This is a genomic window from Pseudomonas fluorescens, from assembly GCF_902497785.1.
Classification (GTDB): domain Bacteria; phylum Pseudomonadota; class Gammaproteobacteria; order Pseudomonadales; family Pseudomonadaceae; genus Aquipseudomonas; species Aquipseudomonas fluorescens_BO.
The window spans coordinates 44,831-68,276 of sequence record NZ_CABVHK010000008.1 but is presented as its reverse complement, the minus strand read 5'-3'; the positions used below and the strand labels follow the sequence as shown (position 1 = coordinate 68,276).

Here is a 23,446-nt window from a genome sequence, read left to right as displayed (position 1 = left end):
TCTGTTGTAAGAGCCATTAATGACCAATTTCATAGGTCCATTAGCATGAGCCAGGCGTCGCTTTCCCTCTCGTTCAACCCCGCCGGTATCGAACTCGATCGGCGACAGGGCCTGAGTCGTCAGCTTTATCAGGCGCTGCGCCTGCGGGTGCTGGATGGACGGCTGGCCAGCGGCACGCGATTACCGGCCAGTCGCGACCTTGCGGCAGCACTGGCGATTTCCCGCAACAGCGTGGTGCGGGCCTACGATCAGCTCTACGCCGAAGGGTTTATCGAAGGGCGCGTCGGCGACGGAACTTACATCGCTCAATTACCGCAAACCACGGCCGCATCCAAAAAACTATCCACAAATGTATCCACAGGGTTTTCAACAGGGTTACCCACAGCCTTATCCACAAATCGGCTGGATTTACCTGTGGTTTTATCCAGCAAGGTTATCCACAGCGGCGCTTTGGGGCGGGTGGAAAATAACCATTTGGCGCTGCCGCCGAGTGGTCCGCCGCGTGCTTTTCGCGTCGGCGTTCCGGCATTCGATCTCTTCCCTTTCGAGGTTTGGGCCAAGCTGAATGCGGCTTTCTGGCGTAAACCCGATTTACAGCAGCTGTGTTATGGCGATCCGGCGGGCGATGCGCGTTTGCGCGGGATGATCGCGGCGTATTTGCGCAGTTCTCGCGGCATGCAATGCACCGCTGAACAAATAGTGATCACCAGCGGCGCACAGCAGGGGATTAGCCTTTGTGCACAGCTGCTGGTGGAGCCGGGCGATGGCGTCGCGATTGAAAATCCGGGGTATCGGGCGGCCGGTCATGCGTTCGCGGTCGCGGGTGCGCGGCTGCATGGGGTGGCGGTCGACAGCGAGGGCATCGATTGTGCCGAATTGGCCGGGCTTGGCGATTGTCGTCTGGCCTATGTCACGCCGTCGCATCAGTACCCGACCGGGGTGGTGATGAGTCTGGCGAGACGCCTTGAATTACTCGCCTGGGCGGAGCGCACCCAAGGCTGGATCGTCGAGGACGACTACGATGGCGAATACCGTTACAGCGGCGCGCCCTTGGCACCGTTGGCGGCGCTTGACCGGCAGGGGCGGGTTTTATATGTCGGGACCTTTGGCAAAGTCGCTTTCCCGGCACTGCGTCTGGGGTATCTGGTGTTGCCGCCAGCACTGGTGCAGGCCTTCTCCCAACGGCGCGCGGTGGATGTCCGGCATTCGGAAGTCAGCACGCAAGCGGTGATGGCCGAGTTCATGGCGGCGGGGCATTTTCAGCGGCACATTCGTCGAATGCGCCGGGCCGCTCTGAGTCGGCGCAATTGTCTACTGGATGGTTGGCCGAAGAGTATTCCCGGCGTGGGCGACCTGCCTGCCGTCTCTGCCGGGTTGCACTTGACGGTGTCAGTGGACAGCGTTGCTCGAGAACGGCAATTGATCGAGCAGGCAGAAAAGGTCGGTGTGGAAATCAATGGCCTGAGCAGTTATTGGCTGCCGGATTCCCACACGCCGATCGATCAGCGTGCGGGTTTGGTGCTGGGTTTCGCCGCGGTGCCGGAGCCGGCGATCGAATCGGCTCTGGCACGTTTGCGACAGGTGTGGGGGGTTTTAACGAATCGCTGAGCCAGGAAAAAACAGACTGCTGGCGAGGGGGCGACTGATTTCACTGCGGTAGATGGCTATCAGTTCCTGATCACTTTCCCCGCGTACATCGAAGGCCCCTGCCAGCAGTCGCTGCGCTTTGGTCTTCAAATGTGCCGCAGTAAATGTTCCAACAGCGGCGGTTGCATCGGCGTAGTGAAAGTGGGCATACCACAGCACCTCGCGTGTTTTGAAGTCGAGCACCTCGTACTCATCCAGATAATCCTTGCGCGCCCCTTTAAGCCGTTTGCGTACAGGATTCTTTGAAATATCCACTTCTTTTTCACCCTTGAGCCATTCGATCCGGGCCGCCGTTGGAGGCTGTTGCTTGATCATCTGCACGCGAGTGCTATGGCCTTTTTCGTAAAGAGCGGTAGCGGCGGTGTCGAGACTCTTGCTCACGGTGCCGGCCGAGGTCACGGGATCATCGGTGAGATTGAGCGCGATCAACGCGGAATCAATCGCTCCAGCCGCCTCGCGCAGACGTGCGGCGTGCAGGTGGTACAGATCCTCAATTTCTACCGGGATGCGTTGGGTGCCGCTGACGTGGGTGTCGATGCGTCGGTTAAAAGCCGCCAGCCCATCGAGCAATGCCTGTCCGGCCCCAACGCTTTTGCCCAGGTCGGCTTTCACCTTGGCGGGTGGCGCTTTAGCCGTGTCTCTTACAACCCATACGCCTGGGGTCTTTTCGTGGAACGTGGTGATCTTTCCGGTGAGCGTCTCTTTTACATCGACCAGATCCTCCGCGTCTGTTCGCTGCTCGCCGATCAGTGTGCCTTTGTACCGGGTCTTGATGATCTTTTTGGCGGGCGCCTGTGGCCTGGACGGGCCCGCTACCGGTTCAACCAATCGCTGCTCGCGCAGCAGATTCGCCAGTTGGTCAACGGTGTCTTTGCTGAAGCTGGCAATACGGCTCTGTACCTGGTCAAGGCGTTCTTTAACGATCTGCTCTGGAAACTCTTCCACGATGTCGAGAAAGCGCTGGTCGATCACCGCAAACTGCTCCGCCAGATTACTCATTGTCTCGATTCGTTCGCCGAGATTAAGCAGGCTTTCATCATCGCTCACCAGGGAGCTCTGAATATTTAACGCCGCATCATTGATCAGGTTTTCAAGGGCCCGCTGTGCGTCCGGCGTTTGTGTCGGTTCGGCTTTGAGGCACAACTCCCGTCCCAAACTCACTTGCAGAAGTTTGAGGTCATTGAGCGAGTAATGCGGAAGCTTTTTCCGGTAGTGAAGGCTCACCTCGACAGCCTCTTTACCCAAGAAGCTCATTTGTTCGAAAAGTGAATGAGCGGTTTCGATCTTGTCGATCATTCCCCGGGTCAGGTCAGTCATCTTTTCGAAGGGCGCAATGCGCTCTGCCGATGGCGTAAAGTTTTCTTGGTCGACCAAGGCCAGCGTTGCCGACAGGCTACCTCGAAACTCCTCAGGACCCCGCCGAGCCACGCCTGCGTGAGGAACAGTTGGAGCGATAAGCGATCGATCATCGCCGTGCGGAAATTCGGAATCGGCTCCAGTGTGTTCAGTGCCTTGAGTTCCTGAATGTGCGCTTCATATTCCTTGAACTGTGAGTCCATCTTGTCCAGGAACTGTTTACGGGAGCTGGCGGCCGCCTCCGGAAGCGCATCGAGCATGAGCTTGTGGGCAGCAGTCCGCTCCTTTTGCATGGCATCCTGCCTCTGGTCGAACGCCGTGATCGCGGCCCTCTTTTCACTCAACTTCGCCCGGTTTTCCTGCTGCATTTTCTTCAGCCGCCCGCCCGGTCCGCCACCGCGCAAGCGTAATCGAAGATCGACAACCCACTGACCACTTGCGGTGTGGGTCAACAACGGTCCGATACGCGCAGGCTGCTGGCGTGAATCGATGATTTGTACCTGCTCGTTGTCGTTGATCACCACCTCGAACCAGCGTTCACCCACCTGCGCGTACCACTTGTGCTCATGAGCCTGAAGGTGCCGATAAGCCCCGACTTCGACGGGCTTGCCCAGTACTGCGGGTTTGGGGATCTTCAGGTTATCCAGTACCGAGGCCATCCCAGGTTGCGATCGATTCAACGCGTTGATCGCATTGAGCGACGTTTCATGGGCGGCGGAAAGTTCATGACCGGTGATGTCGGGCAGGCGCACGGTTTTGACGGTTTCAGGAATAACCTTTGTCGGGAGTTTTTCCGGGAGCGACACCGGCGTTTTTTCTGTCGCGGCCGTCGTTCGTGAGGGGGGGGCGCGGGTTGCCGCACGATGAGCGAGGACCATGCCCAACGTCATCAGGATATCGGTCAGCGCTGTCCAGTCGAGCCTGGCCTGCTCCTCGTTTGCGGCGTCGCTGAGGGCCTGCAAATCGTCCATCATCTGCCAGATCCACGCGGCAGCGCCGACAGTGCGCCCCAGGAACGGCAGCGCCGCATTGAACATCAACCAGCCGCCCTGTTTGAGCGTCGCCCAGCGTGCCTCCGCGTTGGAGACTGACTGGCGGTCTGCCTGGGTGATCATGGCTTGCACGGTTGCGTCGAACAGGGTGTCGAGCAGATCCTTTTCAATGGCCGTTGTCGACAGCGACACGGGCCCGCGCATGTCGAGCGCGACCGTGGGATCAACCAGCAACTGCGGCACTATCCAGATAGAGGGCAACTTCGCAGGAAACACGTACTGGCTGTAGTTGAAGCGCGCCTTGTCCGGCAACCAGGCCAACACCGATTCCCTGAGTGATCTGGAATGGGTGATCGCGTACAACACGTTGCTTCGGGACGGGTATTGAAGCAGTGGCGGGTTGAGCAACGGGCGATAGAGCAGGCAGGGGCCCTTGTCCGCGTCGCGTGGCCCGATGAGGAACATGTTTGCGACCTTGTCCGGCGTTGTGTCCGCACGATGGGGAGGGATGAAAGCCAGCGGCCGGATCACGATTTCCTGCCCGTCCACCTTTCGATCCGGGGCGGTGGCCGCGAACGCGGCGATCACGTACCGATACCCCTGTTCATCCAGCCCCGCCTGGCCGCGAATCTTGTGCTGCAAGGCCAGCAACGATAACTCCACCGGTAACTGCGCGGTGTAAAGCCGCTTGAGTTCACGCGCCTGGGTCAGGTTATCCAGCAGCCGGGTTTTGAGCATCTGGGGGTAGGTCGCGCCGATGTTGACCGTCGTGACCAGTTTCTCCAGGTAATCCGGTGTCATCCAGGCGGGCACCGGGGAATCGTCGGTGAAACGCACGGTTCTGATACCCCTTGGCAACCCCGCAAGGTTTTGCAGGGCCAGCTCGGTGAGCGATAACGTCAGGGTCTCGGTCTGGCCCGGCAAAACGAAGGTGCCCCAGACCACCAGGCTGGTGATTGTGATTTCGATGGTGTCGAGCTTGACGGTGCTTGCCTGCGGATGTTCCTTGCGCATCTGGTTGCCCAGCGTATCCAGGGTAAACGCATGAATGTCGGGGACTTCACCCTGGAACGTTTTGCCGCCGTTGCGGTGCTGTAAAAGGGTCAGATCCATCAGGTGCCGGCTGTAACTCGCCTGATCGGTGGGCGATGCTTGTTCCATCCATGACGGGAGCAAAGGTTGCATTCGGTCGAAATGGGGCTTGAGCCGCGCGGGCGGTTCGTCACTGGAACCGGCCGTGCCGAGGTGGGGGTAGGCATCGGCTTTGGCCGATGTCTGGAAAAAATTGATCGCCCCGATGGCATCCGCTTCCAGGGCAATGAGGGTGCAGGCCTGATGGTCGAAAAAGTTGCCTTCGGGTTCGACCAGTCGCCAGTTCAGGCTGCTGCCGGATGTGCCGGTCAGATGGGACTGCGACAAGGCCTGGCCCAATGCATCGAACGAGTCGAAGTGCAAAAATCCGCGAGTGACCGAGTGCGTGAGGATCAGCGTACGGTCGCCAAGGGAGCCCACCAGCACCGCGGTGTCGAGCACATCGAGGTGGGTGCGGCCGGCCCCGTCCGCCTGATCGATGTCGATAAGACAGGCCCGGGTTTTGAATGGGTCCGTGGCTTGGCGCTGCTGCTTGTCGGGTGTGGTGTAGACGGCCTTGGCCATCGCTTGCTGATCCGCGTCCCAGCCAACGGGCAGGTTGGCATTCCACAGTCCGCGCAGTGAGTCCGACAGTTGATACCAGCGCAGATCCCCGGCGCGAGTGGGCTCACTCCAGAAATCGACCTGTTGTTCCTGATAGGCCACAAACAGCAGGGGGGCGAGCTCATTGATCAGCAGTCCAATGGCATCGATTTTCACCGGCAGATGAGTCGCTGGTTCGACAGCCGGTTGCAGGGTCAGAAAGTGTTCGCCATCGATGAAGGTTACGCTGGTACCGGAGAGTCCGAGGCGCACAAGGATGTCGGTGAGTGATTCAATTTGCAGGGGGCCGGGAACGACTCGATCATCTTCGATCCACCAACTGGGTGTCATGACCATGGCCAGTTGCGGGTCGATCTCCAGGTCGGGGTACAGTTTTTTCAGCGCCGGGCGTAATGCTTTCGAGGCCACCTCTGTGAGTGAGGGGCCGGCCACCAGCTGGGACAGTACATCGACAGCGCTGGGGGCGGTGTTTTCGGACATGAGCCATTTCCTTCTCTAACCATTGAGGCGCTCGCAAGTGCGCCGGGAAGAGGCAAGGTAGAGGGCTCGGCAGCTCGCCCGGCGGTACATAAATATCGCGGGTAAAAAAAGACCCGCGAGTGCGGGCCTTGGGTCACAGTGCTTGCATCAGGTCCCGGACTTGATCTTGGTCCACGCCCGCGTCCGCGCTCGTTCGGCGTCGCGCGGCAACGGTTGCAGGGTGTAAAGCGTGCCCATCGCCGTTTCCGTCGGATACAGATTCGGGTTGTTGCGGATCGTTGGATCGACCCGTTCTGTGGCGTCCTTGTTCGGGTTTGGGTAGCCGACGAAGTCGCTGACCGGCGCGATCACCTGCGGCTGCAGCAAGTAGTTGATGAAGGTGTAGGCGTCCTCCGGATTCTTCGCACCTTTCGGAATCGCGAGCATGTCGAACCAGATCGGCGCGCCTTCCTTGGGCAGGCGCATGTCCACGGTCACGCCGTTTTTGGCTTCCTTGGCGCGGTTGGCGGCCTGGGAAAAACTGCCGGAATAACCGACGGCCACACAGATGTCGCCATTGGCGATGTCGGCCATGTACTTGGAGGAATGGAAGTAGGTGACGTACGGCCGGATCTTCATCAACAGCGCTTCAGCCTTGGCGTAGTCGGCCGGTGTCTTGCTGTTGGGGTCCAGGCCCAGGTGTTGCAGGGCCAGCGGCAGGATCTCCGACGGCGAGTCGAGCAGGGCAACACCGCACTGCTTGAGTTTGCTGAGGTTCTCTTCCTTGAAGATCAGGTCCCAACTGTCCACCGGCGCGTTGTCGCCCAATGCGGCTTTGATCTTGTCCGGGTTAAAGCCGATCAGAATGGTGCCGTACATGTAGGGCACGGCGAACTTGTTGCCGGGGTCATTGGTTTCGATCAACTTCATCAGCTTCGGATCGAGATGGTTCCAGTTCGGCAATTTGCTGCGATCCAGCGGTTGAAACACCCCGGCCTCGATCTGCTTGGCCAGGAACACGTTGGACGGCACCACCACGTCGTAGCCGGAGTTGCCGGTCAGCAGTTTGGCTTCCAGCGCTTCGTTGGTATCGAAGATGTCGTAGACCAGTTTGGTCTGTGCGTTCTGCACCTTGAAATCTTCGAGCGCTTTGGGGGTGATGTAGTCGAACCAGTTGTAGACGCGCAACGTTCGCTCTTCGGCGTGGGCGGCAGCGCTGAGCACCGTGGCGCACAGGGCTGGCGCGATAAACCGATTGAGTGTGTTCATTGTGGTTATTTCCCCTGAGCGCTTTCGAAACCTTCGAGCACGTTGACGGCATTGATGCCGATTTCTTCCACCGCGTAACCGCCTTCCATCACGAACAGCGTCGGCACGCCGAGCCTGGCGATGCGCTCGCCCATCGCCAGGTAATCCGGGCTGTCGAGCTTGAACTGGGAGATGGGATCGTCCTTGAACGTATCGACGCCCAGGGATACCACGACGATGTCGGCGCCGTACCTTTCGATCTCTTTGCAGGCGTGTTCCAGCGCTGCACTCCAGGTGTCCCAGCCGCTGCCGGCGGGCAACGGGTAGTTGAAGTTGAAGCCTTCGCCGGCGCCTTCACCAAGTTCATCGTCATAACCGAGGAAGAAGGGAAACTCGGCTTCCGGATGGCCGTGGATCGAGGTGAAGAGCACGTCGTTGCGCTCATAGAAAATCGATTGCGTGCCGTTGCCGTGGTGGTAATCGACGTCGAGGATCGCGACTTTTTTGTGGCCCTGATCGAGGAAGGCCTGGGCGGCGATGGCGGCGTTGTTGAGGTAGCAATAACCGCCCATCAAGTCACCGGCAGCGTGGTGTCCCGGTGGACGGCACAACGCGAAGGCACTGCGCGCGCCGCGCTGAATTTCTGCCTGAGCGGTCAATGCCACCTGCGCCGCGCTGTAGGCCGCTTGCCAGGTACCGGCAGTAATCGGGGCCCCGCCGTCGAAGCTGTAATAGCCGAGCTGACCGTGCAGGCTGGTCGGCTTGATGGCGCGCAAGGTGCGGGCGGGCCAGGTGTAGGGCAGCAAGTCACCGTCGGTGTTGAATTCGGTCCAGCGCGCCCACGCACCTTTGAAAAAGTCGAGGTAGTCGCGGCTGTGGATGCGTGCGATCGGGTCGAGGCCGAAATCCTTTGGCGCTTCAACGGCGCCAAGGTTTTGATGTTGCACCCGAGCCAACACGTGGTCGGCGCGCGAGGGCATTTCGAAACAGGGCTTGAGTTGGCCGTCGATCAATTCGCAGCGGCCGTGGTGCAGGTGGTGATCGTCCGAGTAGATAGTCAGCATTTTCTTGTTCTCCGCAGGCTGATTCGCTTGAACACAGTTTTGCGGTGGATGGCGATTCAGAGAACGGCAGGAAAGGCCAAAAGGGGATTGATATGGCCAAAAAATTTGACCGAAATTCGCCCCTTGTTGTGCATACAGGCCCAAAAGATCGCAGCCTTCGGCAGCGCCTACAGGGGAATGCATGCTTCTGTAGGAGCTGCCGAAGGCTGCGATCTTTTGCTGTTCAAGGCCTGAACTGGCTCGGCGCCACACCGCTCCAGCGCACAAACGCATGGCGGAAGCTCGCTGTTTCGCTGAACCCCAGCGATTCGGCGATCCGGTAGATCGGCATCTGGTCTTCGCGGAGCATTTGCTTGGCCTGCTCGAATCGCAGCTCATCCAGCAATTCCTGATAACTGCACCCGAGATCCTTGAGGTGCCGGCGCAAGGTTCGCGCCGAGCAGTTCATCTGCTCGGCCAACCCTTCGAGCCCTGGCGCTGCGTTGAGCTGAGCGCGGAGCAATTGGCGAATCCGCCCCAGCCACGCCTGGCGCCCGGTGAACTCGAGATTCTGCTTGCGACAGCGCTCGGCCATGGCCTGATGGGTGATGACGTCGGCAAGCGGCAAGGGCTGGTCGAGCCAATGCCTGTCGAAGGCGAACGCGTTGTCCCGCGCGCCGAAGTGCAGTGGGCAATTGAAGTGTTCGGCGTAGGTCGCCTGATAGTCTGGCGCGGCATGTTCGAAGCGCGCCGCGATGAGTGGGAGCGGGTGACCGAACAGGTCGTCGCAGATGACTTTCAACGACACCAGACAGAACTCGGCGTTGAACACCGCCATCGCCGGACTCTCCCGGTAACCGGCGGCGACGAACCAGACGCGCTCGCCGTCATTCTCCAGGCTCAGTTCGAAAAGTGTTCCCAACAGCGCCGGATAGCGCATTGCCAACCGTAAAGCGTCACCGAAGGTGGCACTGGTGAGCAGCGCATAACCGAGCATGCCATAGCAGGAAACGTGCATCCGCCGGCCCAGTTCGAGGCCGATGTCACGCTTGAGCGCGACCGCGTTGGCGCAGACCTGCATCTCCTGGTTGGTAGTGATGCGCGTGTCCGCGCGGTTCAGGTCGGCGGCACTGATACCGCTTCCTGCCAGCAGCGCCTCGCTGGACAAGCCTTCGGCCTTGAAGGCGTTGAGCACCAGAGAGACGGCGTTGAGCGTGGTGAGGTGGGAGTGGAGCATGGGATGTTCCAGCCTTGGGGACAGCCGAAACGCAGCAAGTTATATGCCGAGCAATGAACCTGTGGGAGCGAGCCTGCTCGCGATGGGGTCGGATCAGTCAATGCAAATGTTGAATGATTCACCGCTATCGCGAGCAGGCTCGCTCCCACAGGGTTTTGTGTTGGGTCAGGTCAGTTCGCCGCAGAGGTCGAGTTCGATCAGGCGCCGCACTTCAGCGTTATCCAGCCCCGCACCCAGCAACCCATGCAACTTGCCGAACGCCGCTTCACGGGTCATGCCGCCGCCCGACAGCACACCGGCACCGCGCAACCGGCTACCGGCCTCGTACACATCCAGCTCGACGCCCCCTTCATGGCACTGCGTCACCGCGACCACCACCACATCGTTGTCTCGTGCCCGCGACAGCGCGGCGAGAAACTCGGGGTTGTCGCTCGGCCCGGTGCCGCTGCCGTAGCACTCCAGGACCAAGCCCTGAATGCCGCTGTTCAACACACCATTAAGTTGCTCGGCGCCAATGCCGGGAAACAACGGCAGCACCGCGACTTTCGCCAGTTGCCTGGGCTGGTTGTAGCTCAGTTGTGCCGGTAGAGAAGCCGCCTTCACGCCACCGCCCTGACGCTCCAGACGCTTGAACGGATGCCGACCGAAGCTGCGCACCTTCGCGCAATGGGTCGGGTCCAGCTGTTCGCCGTGGAAGTACAAGTGAACGCCCGGCGCTAGACCTTTGCCCAGAGCAACCAAAGCACCGCCGAGGTTTTCCCAGGCGTCGCTGTCAGTGACCCCGGCGGGCAGCATCGAGCCGGTAAAGCACACGCGGGCCTGCAGGCCGAGCAATTGAAAGCTCATGGCGGCCGCGCTGTAAGCGAGGGTGTCGGTACCATGCAATATAAGCACGCTGTCGCAGCCCTGGACGTCGACGGCATCAACCACCGCCTCACGCAGTTGCTGCCAGTAGACCGGGCTCATGTTGGCGCTATCGATCAGCGGCGACATCTCGCGAAAACGCCACTGCGGTACGACCAGATCAGGCTGGCTGTGCAGATAGTCGCGCATCCGCGCTTCAAAACCGGACGCCGGGGCCAGGCCGTTGGCACTGGCTTGCATGCCGATGGTGCCGCCGGTGTAGAGCACCATGACGTGCTGGGCGGCAGGGTAGGTCGAGGAATTCATGGCGTTCTCCGAAACAATGACATTTCCCTGTGGGAGCGAGCCTGCTCGCGAATGCGGTTGATCATTCAACACTGATGTCGACGGATACATCGCTATCGCGTGCAGGCTCGCTCCCAAATGGGATTGTGCGCACTTTAACCGATCAGGAAGCGCAGGTTGTTCTGGGGTGCAAGATCAAAAGATCGCAGCCTTCGGCAGCTCCTACGGTTGAAATGCGATCCCCCGTAGGAGCTGCCGCAGGCTGCGATCTTTTCGCTTTCCAAAAAAAAAGGGCCTGGGGAATAAATCCCCAAGCCCTCAAAAGGTGAGAGGTGTCTAGTCCCTCGACCTGGTGAGCGGTACTACAACGTTTGGTCAGGCCTTCAACGGCACCAGACGCGGAGCAATCATGTTTTCCGGGCGCAGGATGTCGGCGAGCATTTCTTCGTCGAGCAAGCCTTCCTCACGCACCAGTTCCAGCACGCCGCGGCCGCTTTCGAGTGCGATACGGGCGATGCGGGTGGCGTTTTCATAGCCGATGTACGGGTTCAGCGCGGTGACCAGGCCAATCGAATGTTCGACCAGTTCGCGGCAGCGAGCTTCGTTGGCGGTGATGCCGACGATGCAGTGCTCGCGCAGCATGTCCATGGCGCGTTGCAGCAGGCGGATCGAGTCGAAGATCTTGAACGCGATCAGCGGCTCCATCACGTTCAGTTGCAGCTGGCCGCCTTCGGCCGCGATGGTCAGGGCCAGGTCGTTGCCGATGATCTGGAAGGCCACCTGGTTCACCGCTTCCGGAATGACCGGGTTGACCTTGCCGGGCATGATCGAGCTGCCTGGCTGACGCGCTGGCAGGTTGATTTCATTGATGCCGGTGCGTGGGCCGCTGGACAGCAGGCGCAGGTCGTTGCAGATCTTCGACAGCTTGACCGCGGTGCGCTTGAGCATCCCGGAAAACAGCACGAAGGCGCCCATGTCGGAGGTGGCTTCGATCAGGTCGGCGGCTGGAACCAGCGGTTGACCGCTGATCAGTGCCAGGCGCTGAACGGCCAGGTGCTGGTAACGCGGGTCGGCGTTGATGCCGGTGCCAATCGCGGTGCCACCCAGGTTCACTTCAGTCAGCAGCTCGGGTGCCAGCGTTTTCAGGCGTGCCAGGTCTTCGCCCAAGGTGGTGGCGAACGCGCGAAATTCCTGGCCGAGGGTCATCGGCACGGCGTCTTGCAGCTGGGTGCGGCCCATCTTCAGAACGTGATTGAATTCCACGCCCTTGGCGGCGAACGCCTGGATCAGGCTGTCGAGGCTGGCCAGCAAGGCGTCGTGACCCAGCAGCAGACCCAGACGGATCGCGGTCGGGTAGGCGTCGTTGGTCGACTGCGCCATGTTCACGTCGTTGTTCGGGTGCAGGTATTGGTATTCGCCTTTCTGGTGACCCATGGCCTCCAGTGCGATGTTGGCGATGACTTCGTTGGCATTCATGTTGGTCGACGTGCCGGCGCCGCCCTGAATCATGTCCACCACGAACTCTTCGTGGAAATCGCCGCGGATCAATCGTGCACAGGCTTCGCTGATGGCAGCGTGCTTGGCTTCGCTCAGGTGACCCAACTCGCGGTTGGCGTCAGCGGCGGCCTGTTTGACCATCGCCAGGCCTACAACCAGTTTCGGGTAATGCGAAATCGGAACGCCGGAGAGACGGAAGTTGTTCACCGCTCGCAGGGTCTGGATGCCGTAATACGCTTGAGCCGGTACTTCGAGTACGCCAAGCAGGTCTTTTTCTGTGCGGAAAGATGCAGCGGAGGACATGATAGAAATCATCTCGATAGGGACCCGGTCTGTGCCGGAACACTGCAAATGCTAGGCTTGTGGAGAATTTTCGGCCAATGCTGTTAAACACTGGGCTATGCATATTCGGCATAATGCCGGTGTGACGCCGTGTGTGCGGCGAGCGTGTGACCTAATTTGGTGCGTGTCCGGGAGGGCGTGATGAATCTGGAAAGTAAATGGCTGGAGGACTTCAGTGCCCTGGCCGCCACCCGCAGCTTCTCCCAGGCTGCGGAACGCCGCTTTGTGACCCAGCCGGCCTTCAGCCGGCGGATCCGCAGTCTCGAAACCGCACTGGGCCTGCAACTGGTCAATCGGTCGCGCACGCCCATCGAGCTGACGGCGGCCGGGCAATTGTTTCTGGTGACCGCGCGCACAGTGGTCGAACAGCTCGGCGAAGTGTTGCGACACCTTCATCACCTGGAAGGCGGGCAGGGCGAAGTGATGCAAGTCGCGGCGGCTCACTCCCTGGCACTGGGTTTCTTTCCGCGCTGGATCGCCCAGTTGCGCAACGAAGGTTTGAATATCGCCACGCGGTTGGTAGCCACCAACGTTGGCGACGCAGTGCATGCGCTGCGTGAGGGCGGTTGCGATTTGATGCTGGCGTTTTATGACCCGGACGCTGCGATGCAAATGGACCCCGAAATATTCCCCTCGCTGCACCTGGGTCACACCGAAATGCTCCCGGTGTGCGCGGCGGATGCCGACGGCAAGCCATTGTTCGATCTGGAAGGTGAGGGTAGCGTGCCGCTGCTGGCCTATAGCGCCGGTGCCTTTCTCGGACGGTCGGTGAACCTGCTGCTGCGCCAGCGAGCGCTGCGCTTCACCACCATTTACGAAACCGCCATGGCCGACAGCCTCAAAAGCATGGCGCTGGAAGGATTGGGCATTGCCTGGGTGCCGCAGCTCAGCGTCCGCGCTGAACTTGCCCGCGGTGAGCTGGTGGTCTGCGGCGGCCCGCAATGGCATGTGCCGCTGGAGATTCGCCTGTATCGCTGCGCGTTGGTGCGCAAGGCGAACGTGCGGTTGTTGTGGCGCAAGCTGGAAGGCGGTGCCGCGCAAGGCTCATAAATTGCGATGTGTCCACGGACGCCAAGATCGCAGCCTTCGGCAGCTCCTACGCCGGCCTCTGTAGGAGCTGCCGAAGGCTGCGATCTTTTGATCTTTTTGGCTGACCTTCAGGTCAATAAAACCGGCACTTTTCGTCGTATGACAGATGGTCGCATCGGGGGCTGTTTATCTGCTTCATTGAGGTATACTGCGCGGCCTTCGGCCGGTTCGCCCGGCCAATATTCGTACAATCAAGCCACGCATTTTGCGTGGCTTGTTGTTTTTTGACGCGCCTGCGGGCGCCCAGAGAGAAGAGGCACGACGATGAGTGCACTGGTTGGCGTGATCATGGGCTCCAAGTCCGATTGGTCCACCCTTAGCCACACCGCCGATATGCTGGAAAAGCTCGGCATCCCTTACGAGGTGAAAGTGGTTTCTGCCCACCGCACCCCGGATCTGCTGTTCCAGTACGCCGAAGAGGCCGAAGCGCGTGGCATCGAGGTGATCATCGCCGGTGCCGGTGGCGCGGCCCACTTGCCTGGCATGTGTGCGGCCAAGACCCACCTGCCGGTGCTGGGCGTGCCGGTGCAATCGTCAATGCTCTCGGGTGTCGATTCGCTGCTCTCTATCGTGCAGATGCCGGCGGGCATTCCGGTTGCCACCCTGGCCATCGGCAAGGCCGGCGCGATCAACGCCGCGTTGCTCTCGGCGAGCATCCTCGGCGCCAAGCACCCGCAGTTCCACGAAGTGCTGAAGACTTTCCGCGCTGAGCAGACAGACAGCGTCCTGGACAATCCAGACCCACGCATCGCCTGAGGTTGTTGACGATGAAGATCGGTGTAATCGGTGGCGGCCAGTTGGGTCGCATGTTGGCGCTGGCGGGGACTCCGCTGGGCATGAACTTCGCTTTCCTGGACCCCGCGCCGGATGCTTGCGCAGCCGCGTTGGGCGAACACCTGCGGGCCGATTACGGCGATCAGGATCACCTGCGCCAACTGGCCGATGAAGTCGATCTGGTGACCTTCGAGTTCGAAAGCGTCCCGGCCGAAACCGTGGCGTTCCTGTCGCAATTCGTGCCGGTCTACCCGAGCGCCGAAGCCCTGCGCATCGCCCGTGATCGCTGGTTCGAAAAGAGCATGTTCAAGGACCTGGGGATTCCAACCCCGGCGTTCGCCGACATCCAGTCGCAAGCCGATCTGGAGGCCGCCGTGGCGTCCATCGGTCTGCCGGCCGTGCTGAAAACCCGCACCCTGGGTTACGACGGCAAGGGCCAGAAGGTCTTGCGCACGGCTGAGGACGTGGTCGGTACCTTCGCCGAACTGGGCAGCGTGGCCTGTCTGCTGGAAGGCTTTGTGCCGTTCACGGGCGAAGTCTCGCTGATCGCTGTGCGTGCTCGCGATGGTGAAACGAAGTTTTATCCGCTGGTTCACAACACCCACGACAGCGGCATCCTCAAGCTGTCCGTGGCCAGCACCGATCACCCTCTGCAAGCGTTGGCCGAAGACTATTCCAGCCGTGTGCTCAAGCAGCTGAGCTACGTTGGCGTCATGGCTTTCGAGTTCTTTGAAGTCGACGGCGGCCTCAAGGCCAACGAGATTGCACCGCGGGTGCACAACTCGGGTCACTGGACCACCGAAGGCGCCGAGTGCAGCCAGTTCGAAAACCACCTGCGCGCCGTTGCCGGCCTGCCGTTGGGTTCGACGGCCAAGGTCGGCGAGAGCGCGATGCTCAACTTCATCGGCAAAGTGCCGGAGACCGACAAAGTCCTCGCCATCGCCGATTGCCATCTGCATCACTACGGCAAAGCGTTCAAGGTCGGCCGCAAGGTCGGCCACGCCAATCTGCGCTGCGCAGACCGCGAGACGCTGGCCGCGCAGATCCTCAAAGTCGAAGCGCTTATCGCTGAATAAGCAGTTTCGTGTGGCAGCGGCGGAACCATTCAGGGGCCGCCGTTCTCTCATGGCAGGATGCGAAAGTCTGACTAGGCTTTGGCATAGCTCATTCATTAGAGGGAAATGCCATGGGAATTATCGGAACCATCTTTATCGGCTTGATCGTCGGCCTGCTGGCCCGGTTCCTGAAACCGGGTGATGACAGCATGGGTTGGATCATGACCATCCTGCTCGGTATCGGCGGTTCGCTGGCGGCCACTTACGGCGGCCAGGCTCTGGGCATCTATCGCGCGGGCGAAGGCGCAGGCTTCATCGGCGCGCTGGTCGGCGCCGTGGTGTTGCTGGTGATCTACGGCTTGATCAGAAAGAACTGATTCAAGCGACAAAGCCCTCTCTGCCAAACGCGCGGGGAGGGCTAGAATGCTCGGCGTTGCACCGTCCTCTCCTTTGCCGAGCACCTTCATGCGCCGTCTTCTGCTGACTTTTCTTTTACTGGGAACGGGCCTTGCCCATGCCGGCGAACTGCCGGAAACCGACTGGCTTGATCTGATGCCCAAGTCGGACCAGAAAGCCCTCGAGGCCATGCCCGAAATCGACCACGACTCCCCCGAAGCCACTGGCACCTTTACCGAAAAGGGTGGCATGAAGCAGAGCAAGGGCTTGCCGGCGGTGATGTATTCGACCAAGACCGTGGCCTCGATGAACGACAAGAACATCCGCCTCGGCGGTTACCCGGTGCCGCTGGAATCCGACGCCAAGGGCCGCAGCACGCTGTTCTTCCTCGTGCCCTACCCGGGCGCCTGCATCCACGTGCCGCCACCACCGCCCAACCAGTTGGTGCTGGTGCGGTATCCGAAAGGGTTGAAGCTGGATGACATCTACACGCCGCTGTGGGTGACCGGCACGTTGAAGATCGAGCAGGTCAATAATGATCTGGCCGATGCGGCGTATGCGCTGGATGCGGCGAAGGTGCGAGTGGTGCAGGAGTCGGATTTGTAACGCGCGAAAGGCAAAAAAGATCGCAGCCTCGTTTCACTCGACAGCTCCTACGCCGTTCACTGTAGGAGCTGTCGAGTGTAACGAGGCTGCGATCTTTTGATCTTAAAAGGCTTTGCTACCGATGCTCACACCCAGCGTATGGCTTGCCCCCGGCGCCAGCGTCACCACATCATCCATCACGTTCGCCGTCTCGATGCACAACATCCGCTGCCAGCCATCGTCGGCCATGTCACTGAACGCCGCCGCGCGATCGATCCACGGGTTCCAGATCACCGCCGAGCGCGAACCCATGCTGGTCAGCTCAATGCGCCGTTCCCAGGCCGGGTCGACAATGCTCAGCGTCGCCGGGGTATCAAGGTAGATGCGATCGGTTTCACCGGTAAAACGCAAATCCCCGGTCTGGGTTACGGTTTTCCAGTCATCCAGCGTCTCGATGTAACTCAAGCCATCCAGCCCTTCAACCTGCACATTGCGCACATCGCTGACGGCAAAATAGCTGTGCAGTGCCTGGCTGATCGTGACTTCTTCCGCGCCCTGATTGTGGCTGGTCAGGCTGATGTGCAGTTGCTCATCCAGACGAATGCTCAGCTTCAAATCCACCTGATGCGGCCAGCCCGCAAAACCACCTTCGGGATAGGGCAGGATGAATTCCACCTTCAGGCTTTCACCTTCGGTTTCGATGCCGCCCAGTTCCCAATCCATCGCCCGCACAAAGCCGTGAGCGGTCGGCGGTTCCTGGCTGATGCGCATCGCCTGAACGCTCGGCGGGTTGCGCGACAGATTGCCAAACCACGGCCAGCACACAGGCACACCCGCACGGATGCTCTTGCCGGTCTTGAACACCGCCTCGTCGTTGAGCCAGATCAGCGGCGGTTGGCCGGCCAATTGATAACTGAGGATATGCGCGCCTTGCTGGGCGACCAGCAATTCGGCCTGACCGTGGCGGATGCGCCAGCAGTTCAGTTCATCCAGTTTCACGGCTTCAACGTTGGGCGTGTTCATGGGGCAATTCTCGAATCGGGAACAGGGCTGCAACGGACCGCAAAACGGCCGACGCGTTTAACGCGCGCGGGGCGGAACCGAACGAGTGCGGCCGCTGCCGTCGATGGCAACAAACACAAATACGGCTTCAGTCACTTTACGCCACTCGCTGGACAGCGGATCGTCGCTCCACACTTCGACCATCATCTGGATCGAGCTGCGGCCGATTTCCAGGGCCTGGGTATAAAAGGAAAGCTGCGCGCCCACCGCCACCGGAACCAGGAATGCCATGCGGTCGATGGCAACAGTGGCCACGCGTCCGCCCGCGACTTTGCTGGCCATTGCGGTGCCGGCCAAATCCATCTGCGCCACCAGCCAGCCGCCGAAAATATCGCCAAAGCCGTTGGTTTCACGCGGAAGCGCGGTGATTTGCAGGGCCAGGTCGCCTTGCGGAATTGGATCTTCTTGTTCGAGCTCTATCATGCCGGGGGTGCCTCTGACCCGTGACTCTTCTTTGGTACTTCAGGTTAATAGTCGTCTCAGAAAAAACGATTCAGCCCGAACATACTACGTTCGTCACGTTTTTCGTAAGGCGCCTAAAGGGAAACTCTGCGAAACCGCCTAAACCCCGGCAGGCGTTTTCGCACAGCAACCCTCGCAGACTGTCGCAAGATCGCGAGTATATCGGTCGGTAGACTCCGAGACGACCGTCCGGTTCTCATTTTGACCGGCAATTACGCACCTCTATGTGCTTTTTCGAACAATTTGCTATCGTGCCGGACCTGCCCAAGCCTCCGCCAGCGTTGTTGGGGTTGCAGATTCGACTATAAGAGAAGCCCTTGCCATGACCACAGCGCCTTCGAGCATCGCGCAGCCGACACAACCTGCACGCCCGCTGACCCGTAACGACTACAAGACTTTATCGCTGTCTGCGTTGGGCGGGGCGCTGGAGTTTTACGACTTCATCATCTTCGTGTTCTTCGCCACGGTGGTGGGCAAACTGTTCTTCCCGGCCGACATGCCCGAGTGGCTGCGCCTGATGCAGACCTTCGGCATTTTCGCTGCCGGCTACCTGGCTCGGCCGCTGGGCGGCATTGTGATGGCGCACTTCGGCGACCTGCTGGGCCGCAAGAAGATGTTCACCTTGAGCATTTTCATGATGGCCGTGCCGACCCTGATCATGGGTTTGCTGCCAACGTACGCGCAGATCGGCATGTGGGCACCGATCCTGTTGCTGCTGATGCGGGTCATTCAGGGCGCAGCAATCGGCGGTGAAGTGCCGGGCGCGTGGGTCTTCGTTTCCGAACACGTACCTCAGCGGCATATCGGCTACGCCTGCGGTACGCTGACCAGCGGTCTGACGGCCGGCATCCTCCTGGGTTCGCTGGTCGCCACCGCGATCAACAGCATTTACACCCCGGTGGAAGTGGCGGATTACGCCTGGCGGATCCCGTTCCTGCTGGGTGGTGTGTTTGGCCTGTTCTCGGTCTACCTGCGCCGCTGGCTGCACGAGACGCCAGTGTTCGCCGAGCTGCAACTGCGCAAGGCCCTGGCTGACGAAGTGCCGCTGCGCGCCGTATTGCGTGACCATCGCGGGGCGATCCTGATTTCCATGCTGCTGACCTGGCTGCTGTCTGCCGGCATCATCGTGGTCATCCTGATGACCCCGACCGTGCTGCAGACCGTTTACCACTTCGCGCCGACCACGGCGCTTCAGGCCAACAGTCTGGCCATCGTATTCCTGAGCTTCGGTTGCGTGGCCTCCGGCGCGTTGGCTGACCGCTTTGGTGCGGGCCGGGTGTTTGTGTTTGGCAGCGCGGCGCTGTTGATCAGTTCGTGGACCTTCTATCACAGCCTGTTCAATCACCCGGACTGGTTGTTCCCGATGTACGCACTGACCGGTTTCCTGGTGGGCACCATCGGCGCGGTGCCTTACGTGATGGTCAAAGCCTTTCCGGCGGTGGTGCGATTCAGCGGGTTGTCGTTCTCCTACAACCTGGCTTATGCGATTTTCGGCGGCCTGACGCCGATGGTGGTGACGTTATTGCTGAAGGAAAGCCCGATGGGGCCGGCGTATTACGTGGCGATCATCTGTGGTGTGGGGATTGTGGTCGGCGGTTATCTCTGGAAGAAAGGGCGCTAAGCCCACTGACGCCTTCGCGAGCAAGCTCGCTCCCACATTGGTTCTGTGTTCACCGCAGATCCCTGTGGGAGCGAGCTTGCTCGCGAAGGGCGCAACTCGAATCATCCTGTAAAACACCGAATGCTGGCCTTTCATCCAATTGTCATATTTCAGCCATAGAGTGTTCACACGGCCTGCTGATACTTGGCCCCGACTTAACACACCCTATCTGCTAGGAGTAAGGCATGAAACTGAAGCGTTTGATGGCGGCAATGACTTTTGTCGCTGCTGGCGTTGCGACTGCCAACGCGGTTGCCGCTGTTGACCCTGCTATCCCGAGCTACACCAAGACCACTGGTGTGTCGGGCAACCTGTCCAGCGTCGGCTCCGATACTCTGGCCAACCTCATGACCCTGTGGGCTGAGAACTACAAAAAAGAATACCCGAACGTCAACATCCAGATTCAGGCCGCCGGTTCTTCGACCGCGCCACCTGCGCTGACTGAAGGCACCGCTAACCTGGGCCCGATGAGCCGCAAGATGAAGGATAACGAGCTGCAAGCCTTCGAAACCAAATATGGCTACAAGCCAACCGCTATCCCGGTTGCCGTGGATGCCCTGGCTGTGTTCGTGCACAAAGACAACCCGATCCAGCACATGACCATGGAACAGGTCGATGCGATCTTCTCGTCCACTCGTCTGTGCGGCGCTAAAACCGACGTGAAAACCTGGGGTGACCTGGGCGTGACCGGCGACCTGGCCAACAAGCCGGTTCAACTGTTCGGTCGTAACTCGGTTTCCGGCACCTACGGCTACTTCAAAGAAGAAGCCCTGTGCAAAGGCGACTACAAGCCAAACGTCAACGAACAACCAGGTTCGGCTTCGGTCGTGCAGTCGATCAGCTCCTCGCTGAACGGCGTGGGTTACTCGGGCATCGGCTACAAAACCGCTAGCGTGAAGACCGTTGCACTGGCCAAGAAAGGCAGCACCGAGTTCATCGAAGACACCGAAGAAAACGCCCTGAACGGCAAGTACCCGCTGTCGCGCTTCCTCTACGTTTACGTCAACAAAGCCCCGAACAAGCCTCTGGCCCCGCTGGAAGCCGAGTTCGTGAAACTGATTCTGTCCAAGCAGGGTCAGGAAGTTGTGGTGAAAGACGGCTACATCCCGCTGCCGGCCAAGGTTGCTGCCAAAGCACTGGCTGACCTGGGTCTGGCCGAAGGCGCCAACGTAGCAAAAAAGTAAAACCCTAGGTCCGGGGTTCGCCCCGGATCTGTGTAGGAGCGAGCTTGTTCGCGATGGTAGTCCAACCACAGAAAATGTGTCGGATGTGCCCTTTTCGCGAGCAAGCTCGCTCCTACACAACCCCCGAATTTTTTCGATCCGCTGCCAGTCCCCTCAGGCGGCGGATTTGTTGCGTCACTGCATTGTCATCTTTCTGTCATACAGGATCGCTAGGGTGTGCGCATGAATGATCTGGCCAATTCCACCATGACTACTAATCCTCCCAAGCGAATTGATTTCAATACGCCTGAGCTGCAACGCAAGCGCCGCATCCGCGCGCTCAAAGATCGCCTGACCCGCTGGTACGTCCTCGTGGGCGGCCTTGCCGTTCTCGGCGCGATCACGCTGATCTTTTTCTTCCTTGCCTACGTTGTCTTCCCGCTGTTCCAGGGAGCCGACCTGACGTCGAAGGACGCCATCACCCCGGCCTGGATGCAAGACGCCGGCAAGCCGCTGATGATCTCTCTGGAAGAACAGAATCAGGTCGCCATGCGCGTTTCCGACAAAGGCCAGGCGCTGTTCTTCGACATCGACAGTGGCGCCGAACTCAAGCGCGTCGATCTGCCGGTTCCGGCCGGGGCCAGCGTCACGTCCATCGGCGAAGACCAGCCCGGTCAGCCGCTGGTAGCCGTCGGTTTCTCCAACGGCCAGGCCTTGGTGTTCCGTCACACTTATAAAGTCAGCTACCCGGACGGCAAGAAAACCATTTCGCCGGCCATCGAATACCCGTACGGCGAAACGCCGGTTGCGCTGAACGAGTCGGGCGGTGCACTTGAGCACGTCAGTCTCAACGCCACCGACGCCACGCTGATGCTGGTCGGCTCCACCGGTTCGCAACTCAATGTGCTGTCGCTGACCAGCGAAGAAAACATGATGACCGGTGAGATCGCCACCGAGCAGAAGCGCATTGATCTGCCGCAGATGACCGAGCCGGTGAAGAACATTTTCGTCGACCCGCGTCAGCAGTGGCTGTACGTGATCAACGGCCGTGCCCAGGCCGACGTGTTCAGCCTGCGCGACAAGAGCCTCAACGGTCGCTACAAGCTGCTCGACAACGGCGATGCCGAAATCACCGCCAGCACCCAATTGGTCGGCGGCATCTCGCTGATCCTCGGTGATTCCAAAGGCGGCCTGGCCCAGTGGTTCATGGCCCGCGACCCGGATGGCGAGCAGCGTCTGAAGCAGATCCGCACCTTCCAGATGGGCAGCGCGCCTATCGTTGAAATCACCGCCGAAGAGCGTCGCAAAGGCTTCATCGCCCTCGACGCCTCCGGCAAGCTCGGCGTGTTCCATAGCACCGCGCACCGCACCTTGCTGGTGGATCAGGTTGTAGAAGGCCAGGGCCTGTTCGGTCTGTCGCCACGGGCCAACCGCGTCATCGTCGAAGCCGGCGGCAAAATTCAACCGCTGCTGCTGGAGAACCCGCACCCGGAAGTATCGTGGAGCGCGCTGTGGAGCAAAGTCTGGTACGAGAACTACGACGAGCCTAAATACGTCTGGCAATCGACCGCCGCCAACACCGATTTCGAACCCAAGCTGAGCCTGGCGCCATTGACTTTCGGCACCCTGAAAGCCGCGTTCTACGCCATGCTGCTGGCCGCGCCACTGGCCGTTGCCGCCGCGATTTACACCGCGTACTTCATGGCTCCGGGCATGCGCCGCAAGGTCAAACCGGTGATCGAGCTGATGGAAGCGATGCCGACGGTGATCCTCGGTTTCTTCGCCGGCCTGTTCCTCGCGCCTTATGTAGAAGGGCATTTGCCGGGCATCTTCAGCCTGCTGATGCTGTTGCCGATCGGCATCCTGGTGGCCGGTTTTGTCTTCAGCCGCCTGCCTGAGTCCATCCGCCTGAGAGTGCCGGATGGCTGGGAAAGCGCGATTCTGATTCCGGTGATTCTGTTCGTGGGCTGGCTCTCGCTGTACATGAGCCCGTACATGGAAACCTGGTTCTTCGGCGGCGACATGCGCATGTGGATCTCCCACGACCTGGGCATCACCTACGACCAGCGCAACGCACTGGTGGTCGGTCTGGCCATGGGCTTCGCGGTGATCCCGAACATCTACTCCATCGCCGAAGACGCCGTGTTCAGCGTCCCTCGCGGCCTGACCCTCGGCTCCCTGGCGCTCGGTGCCACGCCGTGGCAAACCATGACCCGCGTGGTGATCCTCACTGCCAGCCCGGGCATCTTCTCGGCGCTGATGATCGGCATGGGCCGCGCGGTCGGCGAAACCATGATCGTGCTGATGGCCACCGGTAACACCCCGGTCATGGAAATGAACCTGTTCGAAGGCCTGCGAACGCTGGCCGCTAACGTCGCGGTGGAAATGCCCGAATCGGAAGTCGGCGGCAGCCACTACCGCGTGCTGTTCCTCTCGGCGCTGGTGCTGCTGTTGTTCACCTTCGTCATGAACACCCTCGCGGAGCTGATTCGTCAGCGTCTGCGCAAGAAATACTCGTCGCTTTAAGAAAGGTAG

Annotated in this window: 18 protein-coding genes; 9 read left to right on the top strand and 9 right to left on the bottom strand. The window is 60.2% G+C overall.

Translation table 11 applies throughout. From position 1 onward, the window contains the following. Positions 1–45 precede the first annotated feature (45 nt). Positions 46–1,608, top strand: a complete 1,563-nt coding sequence (locus tag F8N62_RS13630) for a PLP-dependent aminotransferase family protein (RefSeq protein WP_150711401.1) — start codon at positions 46–48, stop codon at positions 1,606–1,608. On the opposite strand, the gene F8N62_RS32160 is transcribed toward F8N62_RS13630, so the two are convergent. From F8N62_RS32160 to aspA, 7 genes are all read right to left on the bottom strand, one after another. Then, entirely contained in the window at positions 1,594–3,021 is a 1,428-nt protein-coding gene (locus F8N62_RS32160; protein WP_318181500.1) for a hypothetical protein, read from the bottom strand. The genes F8N62_RS13630 and F8N62_RS32160 overlap by 15 nt on opposite strands. Then, positions 2,961–6,170: a dermonecrotic toxin domain-containing protein gene (locus F8N62_RS13625; RefSeq protein WP_318181499.1), complete on the bottom strand. Its 3,210-nt coding sequence runs from the start codon at positions 6,168–6,170 to the stop codon at positions 2,961–2,963. The genes F8N62_RS32160 and F8N62_RS13625 overlap by 61 nt, the downstream gene beginning before the upstream one ends. Positions 6,171–6,317: 147 nt before the next feature. Beyond that, positions 6,318–7,418 carry a polyamine ABC transporter substrate-binding protein gene (locus F8N62_RS13620; protein ID WP_150711400.1) on the bottom strand — a complete coding sequence of 367 codons (1,101 nt, stop codon included), beginning with the start codon at positions 7,416–7,418 and terminating at the stop codon, positions 6,318–6,320. A 5-nt stretch (positions 7,419–7,423) separates the two neighbouring features. Then, positions 7,424–8,461, bottom strand: a complete 1,038-nt coding sequence (locus tag F8N62_RS13615; protein WP_150711399.1) for a histone deacetylase family protein — start codon at positions 8,459–8,461, stop codon at positions 7,424–7,426. A gap of 223 nt (positions 8,462–8,684) precedes the next feature. Next, positions 8,685–9,677 carry an AraC family transcriptional regulator gene (locus F8N62_RS13610; RefSeq protein WP_150711398.1) on the bottom strand — a complete coding sequence of 331 codons (993 nt, stop codon included), beginning with the start codon at positions 9,675–9,677 and terminating at the stop codon, positions 8,685–8,687. A gap of 165 nt (positions 9,678–9,842) precedes the next feature. Continuing rightward, positions 9,843–10,847, bottom strand: coding sequence for an asparaginase (locus tag F8N62_RS13600; RefSeq protein ID WP_150711397.1), 1,005 nt, complete (start codon positions 10,845–10,847; stop codon positions 9,843–9,845). A 354-nt stretch (positions 10,848–11,201) separates the two neighbouring features. Further along, positions 11,202–12,626 carry an aspartate ammonia-lyase gene (gene aspA / locus F8N62_RS13590; RefSeq protein ID WP_150711396.1) on the bottom strand — a complete coding sequence of 475 codons (1,425 nt, stop codon included), beginning with the start codon at positions 12,624–12,626 and terminating at the stop codon, positions 11,202–11,204. A gap of 180 nt (positions 12,627–12,806) precedes the next feature. Here aspA and F8N62_RS13585 point away from each other — a divergent pair, with 180 nt between their 5' ends. The 5 genes from F8N62_RS13585 to F8N62_RS13565 all read left to right on the top strand — a co-directional run bounded on the left by F8N62_RS13585 (position 12,807) and on the right by F8N62_RS13565 (position 16,585). Then, positions 12,807–13,715, top strand: coding sequence for a LysR substrate-binding domain-containing protein (locus F8N62_RS13585; RefSeq protein WP_150711395.1), 909 nt, complete (start codon positions 12,807–12,809; stop codon positions 13,713–13,715). Positions 13,716–14,018: 303 nt separating this feature from the next. Beyond that, on the top strand, positions 14,019–14,510 hold the full coding sequence (purE, locus tag F8N62_RS13580) for a 5-(carboxyamino)imidazole ribonucleotide mutase (protein ID WP_090326730.1): 492 nt from the start codon (positions 14,019–14,021) through the stop codon (positions 14,508–14,510). Positions 14,511–14,521: 11 nt separating this feature from the next. After that, positions 14,522–15,604, top strand: coding sequence for a 5-(carboxyamino)imidazole ribonucleotide synthase (locus F8N62_RS13575; protein WP_150711394.1), 1,083 nt, complete (start codon positions 14,522–14,524; stop codon positions 15,602–15,604). A gap of 110 nt (positions 15,605–15,714) precedes the next feature. Further along, on the top strand, positions 15,715–15,960 hold the full coding sequence (locus F8N62_RS13570) for a GlsB/YeaQ/YmgE family stress response membrane protein (protein ID WP_131058957.1): 246 nt from the start codon (positions 15,715–15,717) through the stop codon (positions 15,958–15,960). An 88-nt stretch (positions 15,961–16,048) separates the two neighbouring features. Beyond that, on the top strand, positions 16,049–16,585 hold the full coding sequence (locus tag F8N62_RS13565) for a DUF3299 domain-containing protein (protein ID WP_150711393.1): 537 nt from the start codon (positions 16,049–16,051) through the stop codon (positions 16,583–16,585). Positions 16,586–16,687: 102 nt separating this feature from the next. On the opposite strand, the gene F8N62_RS13560 is transcribed toward F8N62_RS13565, so the two are convergent. Together F8N62_RS13560 and F8N62_RS13555 are read right to left on the bottom strand one after the other, a co-directional pair. Continuing rightward, positions 16,688–17,587, bottom strand: coding sequence for a D-hexose-6-phosphate mutarotase (locus F8N62_RS13560; RefSeq protein WP_150711392.1), 900 nt, complete (start codon positions 17,585–17,587; stop codon positions 16,688–16,690). 57 nt (positions 17,588–17,644) lie between these two features. Then, a complete protein-coding gene (locus tag F8N62_RS13555) occupies positions 17,645–18,049 on the bottom strand; it encodes an acyl-CoA thioesterase (protein ID WP_007896491.1) in 405 nt (134 codons plus the stop codon). Between the two features lie 361 nt (positions 18,050–18,410). On the opposite strand from F8N62_RS13555, the gene F8N62_RS13550 reads away from it, so the two are divergent. The 3 genes from F8N62_RS13550 (at position 18,411) to F8N62_RS13540 (ending at position 23,437) form a co-directional block, all read left to right on the top strand. Next, the gene (locus F8N62_RS13550; RefSeq protein ID WP_150711391.1) at positions 18,411–19,709 is read left to right on the top strand and encodes an MFS transporter; all 1,299 of its coding nucleotides are present in this window, start codon (positions 18,411–18,413) and stop codon (positions 19,707–19,709) included. A 224-nt stretch (positions 19,710–19,933) separates the two neighbouring features. After that, positions 19,934–20,932: a phosphate ABC transporter substrate-binding protein PstS family protein gene (locus F8N62_RS13545; RefSeq protein WP_150711390.1), complete on the top strand. Its 999-nt coding sequence runs from the start codon at positions 19,934–19,936 to the stop codon at positions 20,930–20,932. Between the two features lie 222 nt (positions 20,933–21,154). Beyond that, positions 21,155–23,437, top strand: coding sequence for an ABC transporter permease subunit (locus F8N62_RS13540; protein ID WP_150711389.1), 2,283 nt, complete (start codon positions 21,155–21,157; stop codon positions 23,435–23,437). Positions 23,438–23,446: the final 9 nt, after the last annotated feature.